General features: G+C 54.2%; 15 protein-coding genes and 1 pseudogene. 7 read left to right on the plus strand and 9 right to left on the minus strand.

Annotated features, from left to right (window positions below):
• Positions 1–10: 10 nt before the first annotated feature.
• Positions 11–1,627: an ABC transporter substrate-binding protein gene (locus GE278_10155; GenBank protein ID QLK61098.1), complete on the minus strand. Its 1,617-nt coding sequence runs from the start codon at positions 1,625–1,627 to the stop codon at positions 11–13.
• A 297-nt stretch (positions 1,628–1,924) separates the two neighbouring features.
• Here GE278_10155 and GE278_10160 point away from each other — a divergent pair, with 297 nt between their 5' ends.
• Positions 1,925–3,220 (plus strand): NtaA/DmoA family FMN-dependent monooxygenase, encoded by a 1,296-nt coding sequence (locus GE278_10160; protein QLK61099.1) that lies wholly within the window; start codon positions 1,925–1,927, stop codon positions 3,218–3,220.
• Between the two features lie 609 nt (positions 3,221–3,829).
• Here the strand turns inward: GE278_10160 and GE278_10165 are convergent.
• From GE278_10165 to GE278_10175, 3 genes are read right to left on the minus strand one after another with little or no spacing between them, the layout of a single operon-like run.
• Positions 3,830–5,206, minus strand: a complete 1,377-nt coding sequence (locus GE278_10165; GenBank protein ID QLK61100.1) for an NtaA/DmoA family FMN-dependent monooxygenase — start codon at positions 5,204–5,206, stop codon at positions 3,830–3,832.
• 32 nt (positions 5,207–5,238) lie between these two features.
• Positions 5,239–5,799 carry a GNAT family N-acetyltransferase gene (locus tag GE278_10170; protein QLK61101.1) on the minus strand — a complete coding sequence of 187 codons (561 nt, stop codon included), beginning with the start codon at positions 5,797–5,799 and terminating at the stop codon, positions 5,239–5,241.
• Between the two features lie 10 nt (positions 5,800–5,809).
• Positions 5,810–6,808, minus strand: a complete 999-nt coding sequence (locus GE278_10175; GenBank protein QLK61102.1) for an MsnO8 family LLM class oxidoreductase — start codon at positions 6,806–6,808, stop codon at positions 5,810–5,812.
• 537 nt (positions 6,809–7,345) lie between these two features.
• Here GE278_10175 and GE278_10180 point away from each other — a divergent pair.
• From GE278_10180 to GE278_10190, 3 genes are all read left to right on the plus strand, one after another.
• On the plus strand, positions 7,346–7,624 hold the full coding sequence (locus GE278_10180) for a DUF1471 domain-containing protein (GenBank protein QLK61103.1): 279 nt from the start codon (positions 7,346–7,348) through the stop codon (positions 7,622–7,624).
• A 281-nt stretch (positions 7,625–7,905) separates the two neighbouring features.
• Positions 7,906–8,673, plus strand: a complete 768-nt coding sequence (locus tag GE278_10185) for a phytanoyl-CoA dioxygenase (protein QLK61104.1) — start codon at positions 7,906–7,908, stop codon at positions 8,671–8,673.
• Positions 8,674–8,814: 141 nt separating this feature from the next.
• The gene (locus GE278_10190) at positions 8,815–9,651 is read left to right on the plus strand and encodes a helix-turn-helix domain-containing protein (GenBank protein QLK61105.1); all 837 of its coding nucleotides are present in this window, start codon (positions 8,815–8,817) and stop codon (positions 9,649–9,651) included.
• 6 nt (positions 9,652–9,657) lie between these two features.
• Here the strand turns inward: GE278_10190 and GE278_10195 are convergent, their stop codons facing one another.
• Complete coding sequence (locus GE278_10195; GenBank protein ID QLK61106.1) at positions 9,658–10,149, minus strand: winged helix-turn-helix transcriptional regulator; 492 nt, start codon at positions 10,147–10,149, stop codon at positions 9,658–9,660.
• 202 nt (positions 10,150–10,351) lie between these two features.
• Here GE278_10195 and GE278_10200 point away from each other — a divergent pair.
• Positions 10,352–11,272: pseudogene (locus GE278_10200) on the plus strand (EamA family transporter).
• Here the strand turns inward: GE278_10200 and GE278_10205 are convergent.
• Together GE278_10205 and GE278_10210 are read right to left on the minus strand one after the other, a co-directional pair.
• Positions 11,269–12,180, minus strand: coding sequence for an EamA family transporter (locus GE278_10205; GenBank protein ID QLK63263.1), 912 nt, complete (start codon positions 12,178–12,180; stop codon positions 11,269–11,271). The pseudogene GE278_10200 and the gene GE278_10205 sit on opposite strands and share 4 nt — an antisense overlap.
• A 14-nt stretch (positions 12,181–12,194) precedes the next feature.
• Positions 12,195–12,788: a TetR family transcriptional regulator gene (locus tag GE278_10210; protein QLK61107.1), complete on the minus strand. Its 594-nt coding sequence runs from the start codon at positions 12,786–12,788 to the stop codon at positions 12,195–12,197.
• Positions 12,789–12,988: 200 nt separating this feature from the next.
• Between GE278_10210 and GE278_10215 the strand changes: the two genes are divergently transcribed.
• Positions 12,989–13,414, plus strand: a complete 426-nt coding sequence (locus tag GE278_10215; protein ID QLK61108.1) for a hypothetical protein — start codon at positions 12,989–12,991, stop codon at positions 13,412–13,414.
• A gap of 57 nt (positions 13,415–13,471) precedes the next feature.
• Here the strand turns inward: GE278_10215 and GE278_10220 are convergent, their stop codons facing one another.
• A complete protein-coding gene (locus GE278_10220) occupies positions 13,472–13,831 on the minus strand; it encodes an SIS domain-containing protein (protein ID QLK61109.1) in 360 nt (119 codons plus the stop codon).
• A 241-nt stretch (positions 13,832–14,072) separates the two neighbouring features.
• Here GE278_10220 and GE278_10225 point away from each other — a divergent pair, with 241 nt between their 5' ends.
• On the plus strand, positions 14,073–16,115 hold the full coding sequence (locus tag GE278_10225) for an FUSC family protein (protein ID QLK61110.1): 2,043 nt from the start codon (positions 14,073–14,075) through the stop codon (positions 16,113–16,115).
• Between the two features lie 76 nt (positions 16,116–16,191).
• Here GE278_10225 and GE278_10230 read toward each other — a convergent pair whose 3' ends face one another.
• Positions 16,192–17,703 (minus strand): DASS family sodium-coupled anion symporter, encoded by a 1,512-nt coding sequence (locus GE278_10230; protein ID QLK61111.1) that lies wholly within the window; start codon positions 17,701–17,703, stop codon positions 16,192–16,194.
• Positions 17,704–17,745: the final 42 nt, after the last annotated feature.

Here is a 17,745-nt window from a genome sequence, read left to right on the forward strand (position 1 = left end):
AATAACTCCTTTAGTGCTTGCTCAGCCAGACGTCGTAGGCGTTTTCCGGCATCTGTTTAAACGGACGGAAGCCGACGCCGTGAACGTAAGACGCTGCCGCGATCTGGTCTTCGGGCTCATACAGGGGAATGGCCAGCGCCTGCTGCAAAATAGCGAAGTGCTGCAACTGGCCGTAGAAGGTTTTCCGTTCGGTGTTATCCAGCGTTTGCGACGCGCCTTTAAGCAGCGGAATGATTTCAGGCGCATCGGTGCGGCTGTAGTTGATAGCCCCTCCGGCGTTGACCGGCAGGTAATGGTTTTCGATATCGATGCCGTCAGTGTCGGTATTGGAGTTGGCGATCGAGCCGAATTCACCGGTTTTACGCACTTCGGTATACGTGCCGGAATCGACGTATCGGATTTTTAAATCGATGCCCAGCCGCTGCCGCGCCTGCGCCTGCAAGGCCTGCAACAGGACATCGCGCTGGTCGCGCACCGTGGCCTGCGCCTGAATAATTTCGATGGACAGCGGCTTGCCGTCTTTAGTGCGGATGCCGTCCGCGCCTTTGGTTTTCCAGCCCGACTCATCCAGCAGCTGGTTGGCGAGCGTCGGATTGTTGCCGTATTTATTCACCAGACTGGCGTCATACAGCGGATCAACCGGTGAAGTAATGCCCCAGACGCGGGTGCGTTCACCGCGATAAATTGATTGCAGGATTGGCGAAATATCCAGCCCCTGTAAAATCGCCTGTCGGACTTTCAGTTCCTGCGTCGGGCCATATTTCACGTTAAGAAACAGCGAGTAGGGCGTACCGGTGTTCAGGGCATGCTGATAGGAAAAGTCGGCGTTGTCTTTGAATTCACCGGCGTCGTTGCCGGATACGCCTTCAATGACATCCACCTGACCGGAAAGCAGCGCGCCGGTGCGCACCGAGGATTCCGGCAGGAAGCGGTAGGTCACGCCTTCAAGATACGCCGGGCCCTGATGTCTGGCATTGGCCGACGCCCAGTGATAATCGGGATTGCGTACATATTCAATCTGCTGGCCTTTTTCGTAGCGTTTAAGAATGAACGGGCCGGTACCGGCGAGATCCGTACCGCCTGATTTTAGCTGCGGCGAGGTCCAGGACGACGGCGAAATCAACTTCAGACCAGCAGCGAAGGAGAGGAATGGGCTGTAAACCTGCTTCAGAGTAATGCTGACGGTGTGCTCATCGGGCGTCGCGACGCTCTCAATACGACCCGCCAGTGCGCAGATGCTGGAGCCTGCGCAATACGCCGGATCCTGCGCATGACGGAAGTTTTCCGCCACGGCGTCAGCGTTGAGCTTCTCTCCGTTGGAAAATTTCACGTCATCGCGCAGGGTGAACGTATAGGTTTTGCCCTCTTCGGAGACGGAATATCCGGTCGCCAGCCACGGGATATAGCTGCCGTCAGGCTTGCGCGCTAACAGAGATTCGTAGGCGACGCGCAGGATAAGTTCGGCTTTCGACTGGCCATTAAGCTGCGGGTTAAGCGTATTGGGTTCGGTTTCCACGCCCCAGGTGAGCGTTCCGCCGGACTGTGGTTGTTCAGCGGCGTAAAGCGACTGGCTGGAAGAAATAATTAACAGCGTTAAAGCAGAAAGAGAGGCGACGGAGACTTTCATATTTTTCCCATTAAGGTAATAACCCATAAAATTTTCGAATATAAAAACGAATAAAACCCACTGTCCTGTTATAGGGAATAGCGATTCCCGTAATGATTATTAAAGGCGCGTTGCCAGCTTGTAAAATCACAATATTTGCTTACCAGCGAAAATAAATGACTTAGGCAATTATTCCCCCCGCGCTTATTCCTTTTTAGAGAAACGAAATGCTTTTTTCTTCGTGGCTTAAATACGCCTGATCTCTATTTTTAACGCAGACGTTGTTCTTCAAATGCAGCTTAAATTTAAGGAGATCCATTGACTATTACCTCTCGCAGTCGCCTGAAAACGCTGGTCGGGGCAGGGAGCGTGGTGTACGCCTCCAACGATGAAGGCCGCCAGACCGGAATTACCCGCGCCATTGCCCTGGCTAAAATCGCTGAAAAAGAGAAGATAACCGGGCTGTTCACTGCCGATTTATTACAGGCCGATCCGGATGGACTTGCCGGCTCGACTGGCAGTCAGGATCCGCTCATCACACTCGCGGCGCTGAGTCAGGTCACCTCGCATATCGGACTGATTGCCACGGTCTCCACCACTTTTCAGCACCCGTATAATCTTGCGAGGTTGATCGGCACGCTCGATCACGTCAGCGGTGGCCGCGCGGGCTGGAACGCAGTCACGTCCTCTGTAGGCGAAGAGAACTTTGGTGAAATCACCTTACCCGCACCGCAAGTGCGCTACGCCCGCGCGACAGAATTCATCGAGGTCATCAACGCTTTATTTGACGCCAACCAGCCGGATGCGGTACGCCGCAATAAAAGCGGCTCGGTTACTATCGATCCGCGCAAGCTGCATCCGGTTCATCATCACGGCGATTTCTTTCGCGTGCAGGGGCCGCTGAATGTTCCGCCACCGCCGCAGCACCGTCCGGTGCAGTTTCAGGCCGGGCAGTCCGAAGAAGGGCTGAAGCTGGGCGCGAGACTGGCCGAAGTGATTTACACCTCGCAGCCGACGCTCAGTGATGCGAAAAGCTTTGTCGAACGCGTGCATCATCACGCCGATGCTTTTGGCCGCCGTGAAAACCGGCCGCTTATTATGAACTCATTCCATTCGATCATTGGAGAAAGCCCGTCGGACGTGGCGCGGCGTCTCTTCGAAAAGCACGAGCGGATCGATTATGAGCAGGGGCGTCTCAAAGTCGCTGACATGCTGGGCGGAGAGATAGACCTGCGTGATTTCGCTCTCGATCAGCCGATCCCGCTGCGTTTGCTGCCTGACATCGGGCAGGTTAACAGGCGACGCGGGCGCGCGGAAATCTTCAAGCGTTTTGCCCTGCAGGGGCTGACGCTGCGGGAGTTAATCATTCAGGCTCAGGAGACCGGCCACTGGTTCACCGCCGGAACACCGGAGACGCTGGCCGACGCCATTGAAGAGCGCTACCGCGCGGGCGTGCTGGATGTAATTTCACTGCACGGTCTGGGGCAACCGGACCAGGAAGATTTACTGATAAACGGGTTATTGCCGGAGTTGCGCAAAAGGGGTCTGATTGATACGGAGTATGGAGACGGGGATTTTAGGGGGAATCTTGGTCTGGGTAAGAGGCCGTTGTGATTTATTGCAGAGGGATGCTGTAATGTGCGGCGTCCATCTGCAACTTCAATTTCAAGTTCAAGACCTTGGGCTGCCGCCCAAACCGGCCTTAAGGGCGGCTTATCGCCGCCGCCCTTAAGAATCCCGGGCTCTTTAAAACACGTGCCATGCAGACGGGCTCTGTTTCAGGTACTTCCGCTATTGCCGCAAAATCCCGCCGCTGCGCGGTGCCCTCCGGTCGGGTTACAACCCGCGCAAAAAAACGCGCGGTTTTCCACCTCTCCCTTCGGCGTGATTTTTGAACGCGGCCAGAGCTTTTAAGGTCACAACTTCACCCGCTCAGGATGAGAAAAGAAAAGGGACAACTAAAAACTAAAGATGACTCTTTTCTGTTTTTAAAAATGGTTAGATGGCGCGATTAAAAAATCCTGCTGAACGGAGCGGCTTCGAGACCATAGGCTCGAAGACCGAGAGAAGGAACCGCGCAGCGGCAGGGTTTTGCGCCACAGGCGGGAGTCACAGAACACGGCCATCGTTTTCGCGATAGCGCGTGTTTGAAAAAAGCGTGGGAGATCAAAGAGGGAGGCGCTTTCCTCCCTCTTTGGCGGTTTCGGCGCAGGCGTTACGTGATCACGGTTCTTGAGAAACCGAAATTTTCTCAATCTGCTTTGAATACGTTCGTGCCGCGTTCGGCACAGAAACAAACTGATTCTCCGGCTCCTTTAACCCCAGATTCTCCCGCAATGTGTCCCCTTCATATTCCGTACGATAAAGCCCCCGCGCCTGCAATATCGGTATCACCGTTTCTACGAAATCATCAAACGCCGTGGGCGTCCCGCCGCGGACAATAAACCCGTCCGTTGCCCCCGAGCTAAACCAGTGTTCCAGCCCGTCGGCGATATCATCGGGAGTGCCGAAGAACGTCGGGCGCGGCGTGGCGGCTTCCAGCGCGGCCTGACGCAGCGTCAGCCCGTGTTCACGGGCGTTGCGTTTGATTTCATCGGTGGTGCTGCGGAAACTGTTTTGACCAAGATCGCCGATGTCCGGGAACGGCGCGTCCGGATCATGCTGGCTGAAATCGTAATGCTCAAAGTAACGGCCAAGGTAGTCCAGCGCGCTTTTGAGCGTCACCAGTTGCGCCGTTTCCTGATACTTGTGCTCGGCCTGCGTGACGGTGTCACCAATAATCACGCTGATACCCTGAAACACGCGAATATCGTCGGCATCGCGGCCATTTTCTACCAGCTGACGGCGGACATCATCGCGGAACTCACGCGCCAGTTCAGGGGTTTCCTGACGGGTATAAATCGCGTCAGCGGCTTCGGCGGCAAACGTTTTGCCCTGATCGGATGCGCCAGCCTGGAATACCACCGGGCGCCCCTGCGGTGAGCGCCCGACGTTCAGCGGACCCTGCACTGAGAAATATTTTCCGTGATGATTGAGGGTATGTAACTTGTCCGCCGCAAAAAACTCGCCGCTGGCTTTGTTACGCACGAATGCATCTTTCTCCCATGAATCCCACAGACCTTTGACCACGCTGACGTATTCGCTGGCGATGCGGTAACGCTCGTCGTGTTCAGGATGTTTATCGCGCGAGAAGTTTTTGGCGGAGCCTTCCAGCGGAGAGGTCACCACGTTCCAGCCCGCGCGACCGCCGCTCAGGTGATCAAGGCTGGCGAACTGGCGCGCAACGGTGAACGGTTCGCTGTAGGAGGTGGAAAGTGTCGCCACCAGTCCGATTTTTTGGGTGACTAACGACAGCGCCGACAGCAGGGTGATCGGTTCGAAACGGTTGAGAAAATGTGGGATGGATTTCTCAGTAATAAACAGCCCATCGGCAACAAATAAGAAATCAAATTTTGCCTGTTCGGCTTTTTGCGCTAACTGCTGACAGAACTGAATATTTATACTGGCGTCGGCCACGGCGTCAGGGTGTCGCCATGCAGACATATTTCCTGATGCACCCTGAATAATTGCACCCAGACGAATGTATTGTTTGTGGCTCATCGTTTTTCCTTATTGATAATTGATTTTCGGCGCTATGCCAGCGCACGTAATTCATTGAGTGAGCGAACCGCCGGTTTATTTTCCTGCACGTCGAACGCCTGCTGATCGAGTATTTTTCGCAGATACACCAGCTCGACGCCCAGCGGATTGGTTGCGGTGTGGAACGGCTCGTAGCCGCGACGCTGATAGAGATCGGTCAGCCACGGGTGATTGATCGCCGTCGCCAGATACACGGCCGGAGATTTCAGCGTATCGCGCAAAAACGTCTCTTCCACGTAGCGTATGATTTCGCGGCCATAGCCTTGCCCTTTGGCATGTTCGGCGACGGCAAACCAGTGGACGAAAGGCCAGGGCGCCAGATGGTTTTTTGCCGGTGTCCACTGAAAACGGGTGGTCAGCGTGGCAGTCAGCCCGGCGTCAGTTTCCAGTACATAGGTGGTTTCGCTGCGGATCACTTCGCGCACGTCTTCAACGCTGGCGCGGGTGATGGTGAAATGAATATTGTGCTCAAGCAGCGGCGCATAAGCCTTTTGCAGCAGGCTGTGCAGGGCGGCAGCGTCAGACTCATTGGCAAGACGAATACGATGGCTCATCTTCAGCTCCTCAGGCCAGCGCAACGCTGGTGGTGGCTAATAACTCCAGTGACCGCAGGCGCGCCTGGGGCTGCGCCAGCGGCGTATCAATCACAAATTCTTCGATGCCGTACTGCGCCTGAAGGGCTTCCAGCTGACGATGAACATCCTCACCGGTGCCATGCAGCACGGCGGACTTACGCTCTTCAATCTCATGGGAAGCGGCTTTCGACTGGCGGGTGTATAACTCGGCCTGTTCCAGACTGCCGACGTTAACGCTCTGGCCGTCGCTGCCGGTCACGCGATATCGCTGGCTGTTGTCCACCAGACTCGCGGCTTTGGCGGCGGTTTCGGCGACGATCACCGGCACCGCGAGCAGAGCACGTTTTCCGTTGCTGTCGTGGGAATACGCGGAAAGGGCGCGGGAGATATCTCGCTCATCGGCATTGAGATGCGCGGCAAAAACAAAGCTCCAGCCGAGGCTCGCCGCCAGACGTGCGCTTTGCTCGCTGGCACCTAACAGAAAGCGCGAAGCCGTCTGCGGCGGTTGCGGCGTGGCTGAAAGCCGGTCATCACCCTTGCCGCGAACCGGCACGGAAAGCCAGTCATCCAGCTGGCGCAGTTGTTCTGCAAAATCCCCTTTACGAGCCGGATCCACCGCGTATTGCAGCGCGTTAGTGGAAAGCGGTAAACCGCCCGGCGCTTTACCAATACCAAGATCAACGCGTCCCGGCGCGAGCGAGGCCAGCTGATTGAAATTCTCGGCGACTTTGAACGGGCTGTAATGTTGCAACATCACTCCCCCCGAACCGACTCTCAGCCGCTGGGTGTGCGCGAGGATCCACGCGATGACTATCTCGGGAGACGAGATCGCCAGTTTGTCAGTGTTGTGATGCTCTGCCAGCCAGAAGCGGTGATAGCCCCAACGTTCAGCTTTCTGCGCCAGTTCCAGCGTTCGCCGCAGCGCCCCGGCGGCATCTTCGTGATCGTCTAGCGGACTTTTTTCCAGCAAACTTAAACGGTATCCCATCGTTATCCCTTTTTTTGACACACTCTGTTAACAAGGATTATTGAAGTCAGGGAGGGGGGATGTAAAAGAACAATAGTAGCTATTCAAGTGCGGGAAATGAGATAGGGGGAGGTGCAGAGGCGGCCGGGAGGGGGATAGCAAACCAACCGGAATATGACTTGCTTACATCAGTGATTAAAAATCACAACAGCTCAATCCCAGATGTGAGAAATAAACGAGAAAATTTCATGGCGCAAAGCATGCGCCCCTTTATTAGTGAACAATAAGATATTAAAAACGCCAGGCGCCTCACCATTTTATGGGACATCACTGGTGTGGTTTTATTTCAGTATGCAGCAATAAACAGTTTTTCTTATGAGTGAGTTTTTAAATTTTTAGTTTTGCCTTGTAATTATTCATTCCGTCATCTACTACTTAGTGGGAGTGAGAACCCGTTGTTTATCGGCGAGTTTATTGCTTAACAGGGTTATTATAAACAGGCGTAGGGTTAGCCGACATTCGATATTTTTACTGGGTAAAATTTAATCAGAGGCTTAAATGAAAAAACATCATGCTTTGCTGGCTGTGGCTTTGACGGCGTTTATCTCTTCCAGCGCTTTTTCTGCTCAACTGCTGAAAAAAGTCGATTTTGAGAAAGTGGAATCTCAGTATACAAAAGTGGGTTCCGTCACGACATCCAACAAAACGTCGCAATCCGGTGCTATAGAAGATCTCTCTAAAAAAGCCGATAAAAAAGGCGGCGACGTATTCGTATTAACATCGGGTAATACCAATAATAAAATCCACGGCACCGCCGATGTTTATAAGAAAAAGTAATTCTTTATTCCAGAATTAACGCACGACTAAATGCCCATTTAGCGATGGGCATTTTATGTATGTTTATTTAAAAGCAACCACTCTTCCTGCCTCCTTCGAAGCAAACCCACTCAGTGTCTTACTTTAAAATGATGAGATGGCGCGATTTTGCGCCGCACGCCCCCATCACATTTCCCTCCTGATCCCACATTTATCCAGATCTCCGTAGGATTTTCATCGTTTATTCCTACAAAATTCCTCGTACTTTAATGTTACGGAAACGTTAACTGACGAGGCAAAAAATGAACATGACATCCGAACAGTATCTCAATGCGCTGGGCGCAAATCAGACGTTGTCACCGGCACAGCTGGATGAGCTTGAGACAAGAGGTTATGTGGTTATTCATGATGTTATCGACAAAGACTGGCTGGAAGATATGCGCGCCGCGTTTGATTCGCTGGTTGAAAAAGAGGGCGATAATCTGGCGGTGGAACATCATCAGGAAGCCACTGCGACCCGTATCGCAAACATGATCAACAAGGGAACGGTGTGGGAAAAAGCGTGGGCGCATCCGCTGATCCTTTCCGTGTGCCGCCATATCTTTGAGGGAGCGTTCAAAGTCTCCAGCCTGAATGGCCGGGAAGCATTGCACCACGGCGGGCATCAGCCCCTTCATGCCGACTGGAAAAAACCACGGCCGGATTTCCCTAAGGTGCATCTGGTGAACGCCATTATAGCGATTGACGATTTGAGCGCCGCTAACGGAGCGCCGCGCATTATTCCCGGTACGCATCACCGCCCGGAGCTGCCGGAGGACGTGCTGGCCGACTGCGGTTTGCCACATCCCGATGAGGTGGTGTTCGAAGCGCCTGCGGGCAGTGTAATGATTTACAACGCGCACGCCTGGCATGGCGGCACCAATAATAAAGCGGGGACCCGTCGACGCGTGCTGCACAGTTTGTATATCGACCGCGAGGATGTGCAGCAGCAGGATCAGCGCAAATGGCTGAAGCCTGAAACCGCCAGCCGCCTGACACCAGCGCAAAAATGGCTGCTCGACGTGCTCTGAATTCCATTTACTGTGAAGCCTGGCCCGACGGCCGGGCTTTTTTATTTTCGCAATTTGCGCGCGGTCACAGACTCCGGATCCTGCATAACATCGATGTTGTTACGGGTATGTTATGGTAAACAAAAATCTCCGGAGGCCACGATGCTGACAGACGTGATAGAGACACTTTTCCGCTCGGTTTTAGGCAGCGGGTCGCTGGCTATCCGGTTTCCGGATAACTCACAACCGCCGCCGGAGCTGGCCTGCGTGGTGAGTTTTCCGCGCATCGAATTTGTCGTCGAAGGCGAAGTGCATGACCGCAACGTCACGGCGGATAAAGGGCTGCTGAGGCAGGGCGATGCTATTTATATTCCGGGCGGGAAGTGGAATCTGACCGTCTGGGATAAACCTGCAGTGTTGCTGAGCATTCTTTTTAGTAAGGAAAAACTGGGTTTCAGCCTGCAATTCTGGGATGGAAAAGCGTTCACCGGCACCGACAAACAGAGCGTGCCGCGCCTTGGCCCGCGCGTCGGGTCATTTTTGCTTCAGGCAATGAATGAAGTTGTCTCAATTGCAGAAGATCAGCAAACCGCCCGCTGCGTGATGGCCGGTTTGCTTAGCCATTGTCTGGAACAGTTGTCCAACCGCGCGCAGGTGCTGACCCGCAGCGGCGCGCTGTTTGAGGTGGTGAAACGGTACATCGACGAAAACGCCTCCCTGCCGCTGACGCGTGAAAACGTCGCGAAGCGATTTCACATCACGCCTAATTATCTCTCTCATTTATTCAGAAAGTCCGGCGATATCGGCTTTAGCGAGTATCTCAATCACGTGCGTCTTGAACGCGCGAAATTGCTGCTCAAAGGTTATGAGCTGAAAATTAAAGAAGTCGCAACGCATTGCGGATTTGTCGACAGCAACTATTTCTGTCGTGTGTTTCGTAAAAGTACGGCACGATCCCCCTCGCAGTACCGCAGCCAGTGGCTGAGCCAGCTGCCATAGCGCGCGCTATTTTTTGCTCAGCGCTATCCCCTCTGCCGGCAGCGGCAGTGCGGTTTTGTAACGCACCTGCTTGAGAGCAAAGCTGGAACGGATATTTGAGACGCCGCGGATCTTAGTCAGATGGTCCAAAATAAAATGTTCCAGTGCGCGGATATCCGGTACCAGCACCCGCAGAAGATAATCCGCATCGCCGGTCATCAGGTAACATTCCATCACTTCGGGGCGGTCGCCGATCGCTTTTTCAAACACGCTCAGCGCATCCTCAACCTGTTTCTCCAGACTGACCTGAATAAACACGTTCACGTGCAGTCCCAGCACTGCGGGCTCTAACAACGTGACCTGCTTGCGGATCACGCCCAGTTCTTCCATGGCTTTAACCCGGTTGAAACACGGCGTCGGGGAGAGGTTAACGGATCGCGCAAGGTCAGCGTTGGTGATCCGCGAATTCTCCTGCATAGAGTTAAGAATGGCGACGTCGGTCCTGTCGAGTTTTTTCATTGGGATAAATTATCCTTAAATATTTATTTTTGAAGATAAAATCACTCATAAAAAACGTTATCAGGAATCTAATGGGAGAAATTACCCCGATTTATCCAGATAAAATTACCACATAACATTTCGCAGTGGAGAAACGATTGTGGGAACTGAGGGGAAATTTTTGACGGCTTCGGCGCAGGACCAAAAAAGCGTGAAACTGAAGGGCATTTTGCTGCTGATTGGGGCGATCGTCGTCTGGGGCGCAAACTGGCCGGTGATGAAATCAGGACTTTCGCACGTCTCGCCGATCTGGCTTTCTTCACTACGATTTGCCACCGGCGGGCTTTGCCTGTTCGCGCTTCAGGCGCTGACCGGTAAGCTACGCTTCCCACCGCGTAAAGACTGGCCGCTGGTAGTGAGCGTCGGATTGTTGCAGATGATGACGTTTACCGTGCTCGGCGCGATGGCGATGACCGAAGTCCCGGCTGGTCGTTCGGCGGTACTGGCATACACCACACCGCTGTGGGTGACGCCGATTGCCGTACTGTTTTTCAGAGAAAAACTTTCACGTCGCCAGCTGACCGGTACGCTGCTCGGTGGCGCAGGCGTCGTGGTTTTATTCAATCCCTTCACATTTAACTGGAGCGATCATGCGCTGGTGCTGGCCAACCTGATGCTGCTGACTGCATCGTTCACCTGGGCAATGTGTATTTTTCACCTGCGTTATCACAAAGGTGTGTGCAGCGCCTATCAGCTGGCACCCTGGCAGATGTTGCTGGCCAGCGTGCCGCTTATCGTAATGGCCCGCGTTGTCGAAGGTCCATATGACGGCGACGGTTCGGTGTCGTTAATCGAAACGCTGCTATTCATGGGACCGTTCGCCACCGCATTTTGCTTTGTGGCGGTGAACGCTGCCAGCATGTGGCTGTCGAGCACCAGTATGTCCACCGCGATGTTGGGTGTACCGGTTATCGGCCTGCTGATGTCGGTGGTTTTCCTCGGTGAACATCTGACGTTAACGCTGGCGGCAGGGTTGTTAATTATTTCGTCAGGCATTTTAATTGTGACGGTGAAATCCTCGAAGCGCAGGGCGAGACGCATCAGCATCACCGGAAAAAATGAAGCGGTCGGTGAAAATACTTAAGCTATTTCATCTTCTGTGCGAGCCGTGCTGGCGCGCTTCGCTGGCGCAGTAATTACGATCAGGCATCCCAAAATCAGCCCGATGCCGACCCAGCCCATCACCGGCAGCCTTTCGCCGACGATCAACACAGCGAGTACCGCCGCGACGGCGGGTTCGAGCAGGGTAATGGTGGTGGCGAGGCTGGCGGGAATACGCGCCAGCCCGTAGCCGTAACAGACGTAGCCGATAAACATCGGGATCAGCGCCATATAAATGCCGACGGCGGCGTTATTTATAGATGCCAGCAGCGGCGCGCCGGTGGCAAAAAGTACCGGCATCAGCAGGATCCCGCCGAGACCGAAGGTGGCGCCCATCGCCGTGCGCGAGGGAATGCGGCGCTGCATCAGACGACGTGCCGCCCAGGAATAGAGGGCATACGTCAGACCGGCGAGCAGGCCGAGGGCGATGCCGAAGATGACATCCGATTGCTGAGCGGTTGAGGTGTGGTTGGTGCTTTCCGCCAGACACAGCAGCACCATGCCGATGACACCCACCGCCGCGCCGGTCATCCAGCGACGTGTGAGCCGTTGTCCGTCGAGACAATATTCGATCAGCGCCGAAAGCAATGGGGCGGATCCGATGGATATGACCGTGCCGACCGTCACGCCCGCGAGGTGCATGGAGGCGTAAAACGCCAGTGGATAGACGCCCACCGCCAGCGCCCCGGTCAGCAACATGCCGCCGTTCTGGCGCAGAGTGACGCGGCTTCTGATAATGCCACGCAAAGCGATCAGCGCCTGTAACAATCCGCCGATGCCCATTGCCACCGCGCCGATGGCAACCGGGCTGACCTCAGGTGCAAATGTTGCCGCCGTGCCCGTGGTTCCCCACAATAATGCGGCGATCAGTACGCCGCCCATGCCTGACATGCTGTCCCGCTGATTCATCCTTCGAACGCCTCCATCATGTCTGCGGCCATCGCCATCGCCTGCCGGACGCATTCGCCGTTGCCTTCCAGTCCGGCGCGGGACATCGCTCCTTCCAGCAGGAAGGAAAAGTGACGTGCCATCCACCGCGCCTTTGCTTCGTCAGCGCCCGTCATGGCGAGAAGGTGAGTTGTCAGGATCGATTCAACCTGTTCTTTATGCCCGCGCACTGCGACTCTGCCCGGTGCACCGGCTGGCAGTTCCGCCGCGGCGTTGAGCAATCCGCACCCGCGAAAACCACGTTCATAGGCAAATTCTGCATGGTCTTCGTAGGCAAGAAACACCGCCATCACGCCTTCTTTGGGCGTCGAGGCCTGTTGCACACGGCTGGCATACAGCGCCAGCCATTCGTCGTGGCGGATCTCAAGGTATGTCGCCACCAGTTCGGCTTTCGATTCAAAATTGTTATAGAGGCTTTTCTTGGCCACGCCGGCTCTTTTCACAATGGCATCGATGCCCGTTGCGGCGATGCCATCGTTATAAAACAACACTCTGGCCGCGCCGAGCAGACGATCGCGTGCGCTTTCCGTCGGGGATTCGGGTAATGACATGGCGGTGTTCTTCCTGTTGAAATTACTTGTAGGTATACCAGTCTACCTACTCATAAAAAATTATGAAAGAGGGCGGCGAGGTGGGTTAACCGTGCCTTTACTGTGGGAAAGAGACATAATCCGGTAAAAGCCCTTTCGGGACAGCAGGTTGACGCTGTCAGGCAGAGCAGTATGTCGTTAACTTTGAGAAGGAGTAAATCATGCTTCATGAGTGGCTAAATGCTTTACACGTTATTGCCGGGGTGTTGTGGATTGGGGGGATGATGGGGATGGCGATGGTTTTTGTGGTCAGTGGACAATCCGCTGCTCCTGAGTCCAGCCGTTCCGCATTGCTCGATTATGTCCGCAAATGGAACCGTTGCGTCACCAGCCCGGCGATGATCTTGCTGTGGATCGCGGGGATCTGGATGATTATCAGCTACGGCAAATTCCCGCACGCGTGGCTGTTGATCAAAATGGTCGTCGTGGTGCTGCTTTCCGCCATTCACGGCATGCTTTCCGGCGAACTTCGCCGCCGCGCCACCGGCCAGCCGACCAAAGATTTTGCCATTCTGCGTAAGGCCTCCGGAATTATTGTCGCCGCCGTGGTAGTGATCTTGGTGCTGGCGGTGGTAAGACCGTTCTAAATTAAGAACCCATTTCTATAAAACAAAAATCCACGCTCCGTCGTGGATTTTTTGTGTCTATCCCCGCCGTGTATGCAGCGGCCCCACGACCTGTATCCCGCGCTGCAACTTCTCGCTATTACCCTGATAATCCAGCAAAAGGATCGCAATAAACAGGGTGTCCAGCAGGTTGAGCTGAACGATGCGCGCCACGGCATTTTGCCCTAAAAGCGGGCAGCTCATCGCCGGGCTGAAGATCGACAAATCGGCGCACTGCGACAGCGGCGAGACATTATCGTTGGTGATACAAATCACTTTGGCGCGGTTCTTTTTGGCTATTTCAACCGCCTGCAATAACTCACGCGTATCACCGGACTGGGAGATGACGATGATAACGTCCTGCTTTCTGGGTACCGCCGGACTATTTCGGGGTGACAAGACCTATGCTCAGGCCATGCAAATCCTCAGGGAAAAAGCCGGAGCCCAATTGCACACCGACTCCCTTCGGCGCGGGTAATGCTTATCTTACCGGTTATGCAGTGTGCAACGGCCTTCCCAAAGGGAGGCCGTTTTCTTTTGGCTTTTGATGATGGGTGCTTTGTTACACTCTGGCACAATGCAGTCTTTCCGGCACAGGTTAAAATAGCGGTTTAACACCCGCTGAGCTGTTGATTTTACAATGAAATGGTTAACCAAAAATGCTGTTTTGTTCTCTGTTAAAACCTGTATTGCGGCATTTTTAGCTTTATATATCGCACTTGAACTCAATCTCGATAAACCGGCGTGGTCGATGGTGTCGGTGTATGTCATCTCACAGCTCTATTCTGCGTCAACACTTTCCAAAGCAACGTACCGCTTTCTTGGTACCGTGCTGGGTGGACTGTTTATTTTCCTGGTCTATCCGTTTACCGTCACTGACCCGATATTGTTCAGCTTCAGCGTGTCGCTATGGGTGGCGTTCTGTTTGTATCTTTCGTTGCATGACCGTACCCCTAAGGGCTACGTGTTTATGCTGGCGGGATACAGCGCGGCGATTATGGGTTTCGCGGATGTGGATACGCCACTGTCCATCACTTATACGGTGATTTCCCGCGTCGAAGAAATCACGGTGGCGATCCTGTGCAGTACGCTGATCCACATGCTGGTGTTCCCGGTGAAGATGCGTAATCTGCTGGAGAACAGCGTCAGCAACTGGTACGGCGGTGCGAAAAAACTCTGCAACGAGCTGCTGACCGTACAGGGCAAAGAACCGTCCCCGGAGCGCGAACACATTCTGGTGCAGATGGCGAATTATCCGGTAAATGTCGAAGCGCTGATCACCCACTGCGTGTTTGAAGGGGATTCCGCGCGCAGACTGATCCGTCTGGTGTCAGCGCAGTATCAGCATCTGTCGTATCTTATCCCGACACTGACGGCCATCGAGAAACGCCTCAGCCTGCTGGCTGAACAGGGCATCGCGTTCCCGGATTTTGTGTCAGAGACCTTCAGTCAGTTTTTGCTGTGGCTTAACAGCCCTGAGCAGAGCGGCAATGCGCAGGCGATTCAGGCGGAGATCCGCGTCTCGCAGGTGCGCATCAAAACGCTGTATGATCGTGGTGACATGAGCGCCGAAGAAGGGTTGCTGCTGATCGGCCTGCTGGAACGTTTGCAGAATTTCATCCAGATCGCAGAATCCTATTTCGGGGTGAGTGAAAGAGTCAGTCAGGTGAGTAATGACAAAAAATCTGGCAAGCTGAAGCTGTTCAGGCGTCATAAAGATGAAGGGATGATCCTGCTTTCGGCTTTCAGCGCCTTTGTCGCGACCATGGTCGGCTGCGTATTCTGGATAGGCACCGGCTGGCGCGATGGTGCATCTGCACCGATGATGGCGGCCGTCATCTGTTCGTTTTTTGCCTCCCTCGACAGCCCGATCTCCTCGATACACGTCTTTTTAAAAGGCGTGCTGATTGCCATCGTCATCAGCTTTATCTACGCGGCAGTATTTATCCCGATGGCCGAGACGTTTGAAGCCCTGGTGATCTGCCTCGCGCCCGGTTTGTTGGCGCTGGGGCTGGTAATTGCCAGACCCTCCACCAACTTTATCGGGCTGATTATCGCCACGCAGATCCCCGGCTTTATCGGTATGAGCCATGATTTCAAACCTGATCTGCTGGTGATTGTGAATGCGGCGATTTCGACGATTGTCGGGATTGTGATTGCGCTGCTGACCACGGCGTTAATTCGCAATAAACGTCCATCGTGGACTGCCAAACGTGCCCTGCGTAAGGGCATCAAAGAACTGCTGCAATTCACCAACGAGGTTAAAATCAATGCGTCCTCGCTGCTGTCGCGCCAGCAATACGTTGCCAGTATGCTGGATAAAGTGAATATTATTCTGCCGCGCAATAAAATTGATCCTATCCCCAACGTCGCACTGGGCGGTAACTTAATTACTGAGATTTGGCTGGGAGTAAATTGCTACGATTTTTACGCCCGCCATCAGGATATTTTGCGCAGCCACGCCTTTGAGGCCGACAGTCTGATGTATGAAATTAATACTTATCTGAAGTCACGGCTGAAAAATATTTATATCGGCCCGCCGTCAGCGTTATTAGCAGAATTAAACCGGTCGCTTATCGAACTGGAAAAACTCTGTCGCGGCGATATGCAACTGTTCGCTCCGTTATTCCATCTGTTTAATATCCGCCTGGCGCTTTACCCGATGGAAAGATGGCCGGTGTGAGATGATGGCGTAAGCGCAGCATAAAAAAATCCACGCTTTCGCGTGGATTTTCGTTTCTGACAGGCTGTGCTCTGGATCAGAACATCATGACCATCCACGGGTAGGCGATAAGCATCATGCCGCCGAGGAAGATGGCACCGAAGATGGTGCCAAGACGCCAGTAGTCTTTGGTTGGAAGATAGCCGCTGCCGTAGTAAATCGGACTAGGGCCGGTACCGTACGGGGTGATGATGCCCATCACGCCCAGCGAGGTCACCATCATCAGGCAGTAAACCGGCATGTTGATGCCCGGAATGGCTGCTGCGATAGTCAGCATCGCCGGTAACAGGGCGGTAGTGTGCGCGGTGGTACTGGCGAATAAATAGTGCAGCAGGAAGAAGGCAATCAGCAACATCACTGCGGCGACTTGCGGATCGAATCCATCCAGCAGTTGCCCACCTTCCTTACCCAGCCAGGCGATAAAGCCGACGCGTGCCAGACCGTCTGCCAGCGCAACCAGCGTGGCAAACCACGCGAAAGTGTTCCAGGCCGGTTTGTTGCTGACAATGTCGTTCCAGTTCAGTACGCCGGTCCATAACATCAGTACGACGACCAGCAACGCGGCCAGTGCCGGTTCGATCCACGCGGCGGCAAAAATCCACATCAGCAGCGCTGAACAGACGAAGATCAGCAGCAGGATTTCGTTACGCGACAGCTTGCCCAGCTTTTCCAGCTCACTTTTGGCCCAGCGCGGCACTTCATCGTTGATCTTCACTTCTGGCGGATAGAACCAGTAGGCCAGCAACGGCATAGTGAGGATCAGCAATACGCCGAGCGGCAGGAAGGCGAGGAACCACATGCCCCAGGAGATTTCAAAACCGGTGATGCTTTTAACCAGCGCCAGTGCGAGCAGATTCGGTGCCAGCGCCGAGAGGAACATCGAGCTGGTGATACAGGCCGCAGTGATCGCCACCCACATCAGATAAGAACCGATTTTCCGCGCGCTCGGGTCGTTAGGCTTTGAACCGTACAGCGGCGGCAGGTTGGCGATAATCGGGTAGATGGTCCCGCCGCTTCGTGCGGTGTTGGAAGGGGTGAAAGGCGCGAGCAGCAGATCGGCGAAGGTGATGGCGTAGCCGAGCGTCAGACTACGGCGGCCAAGGTATTTCACCAGAATCAGCGCCAGCCGGCGGCCAAACTGTGTTTTGTCATAACCGGCCGCGAACATAAATGCGCCGAAAATCAGCCACACCGTTGAGTTACCAAATCCGCTGACTGCCCATTTAAATGCCTCACCGGCCATTTTAAATTTCGGGTCGGCGACTTCGGCCGGACTGAACAACAGCCACTGGCTGAACAGGGCGATGACCACCACGCCAGTCAGGCCGATCACAGCACCTGGTAACGGCTCGAAAATCAGACCGACAATGACTCCGACGAAGATGGCAAAGAAGTGCCACGCGTAAGGATTAAGCCCTGATGGCACCGGTGTCAGCAGCAAAATCACCGCCACCAGCACCGGAAGGAACAGCATGATCAAACGTTTCTTTAGTCCCGCAGAGGCTGGAGCGGCCTTCGCGGGATCATTCAAAGCGGATGTGGGTTTCATAGTTTTTTCTGCCCGTTATTAAAAATGAGCTTTACGCCCGGA

The sequence above is a fragment of the Enterobacteriaceae bacterium Kacie_13 genome, assembly GCA_013457415.1.
In the GTDB taxonomy this organism is placed as follows: Bacteria; Pseudomonadota; Gammaproteobacteria; order Enterobacterales; family Enterobacteriaceae; genus Rahnella.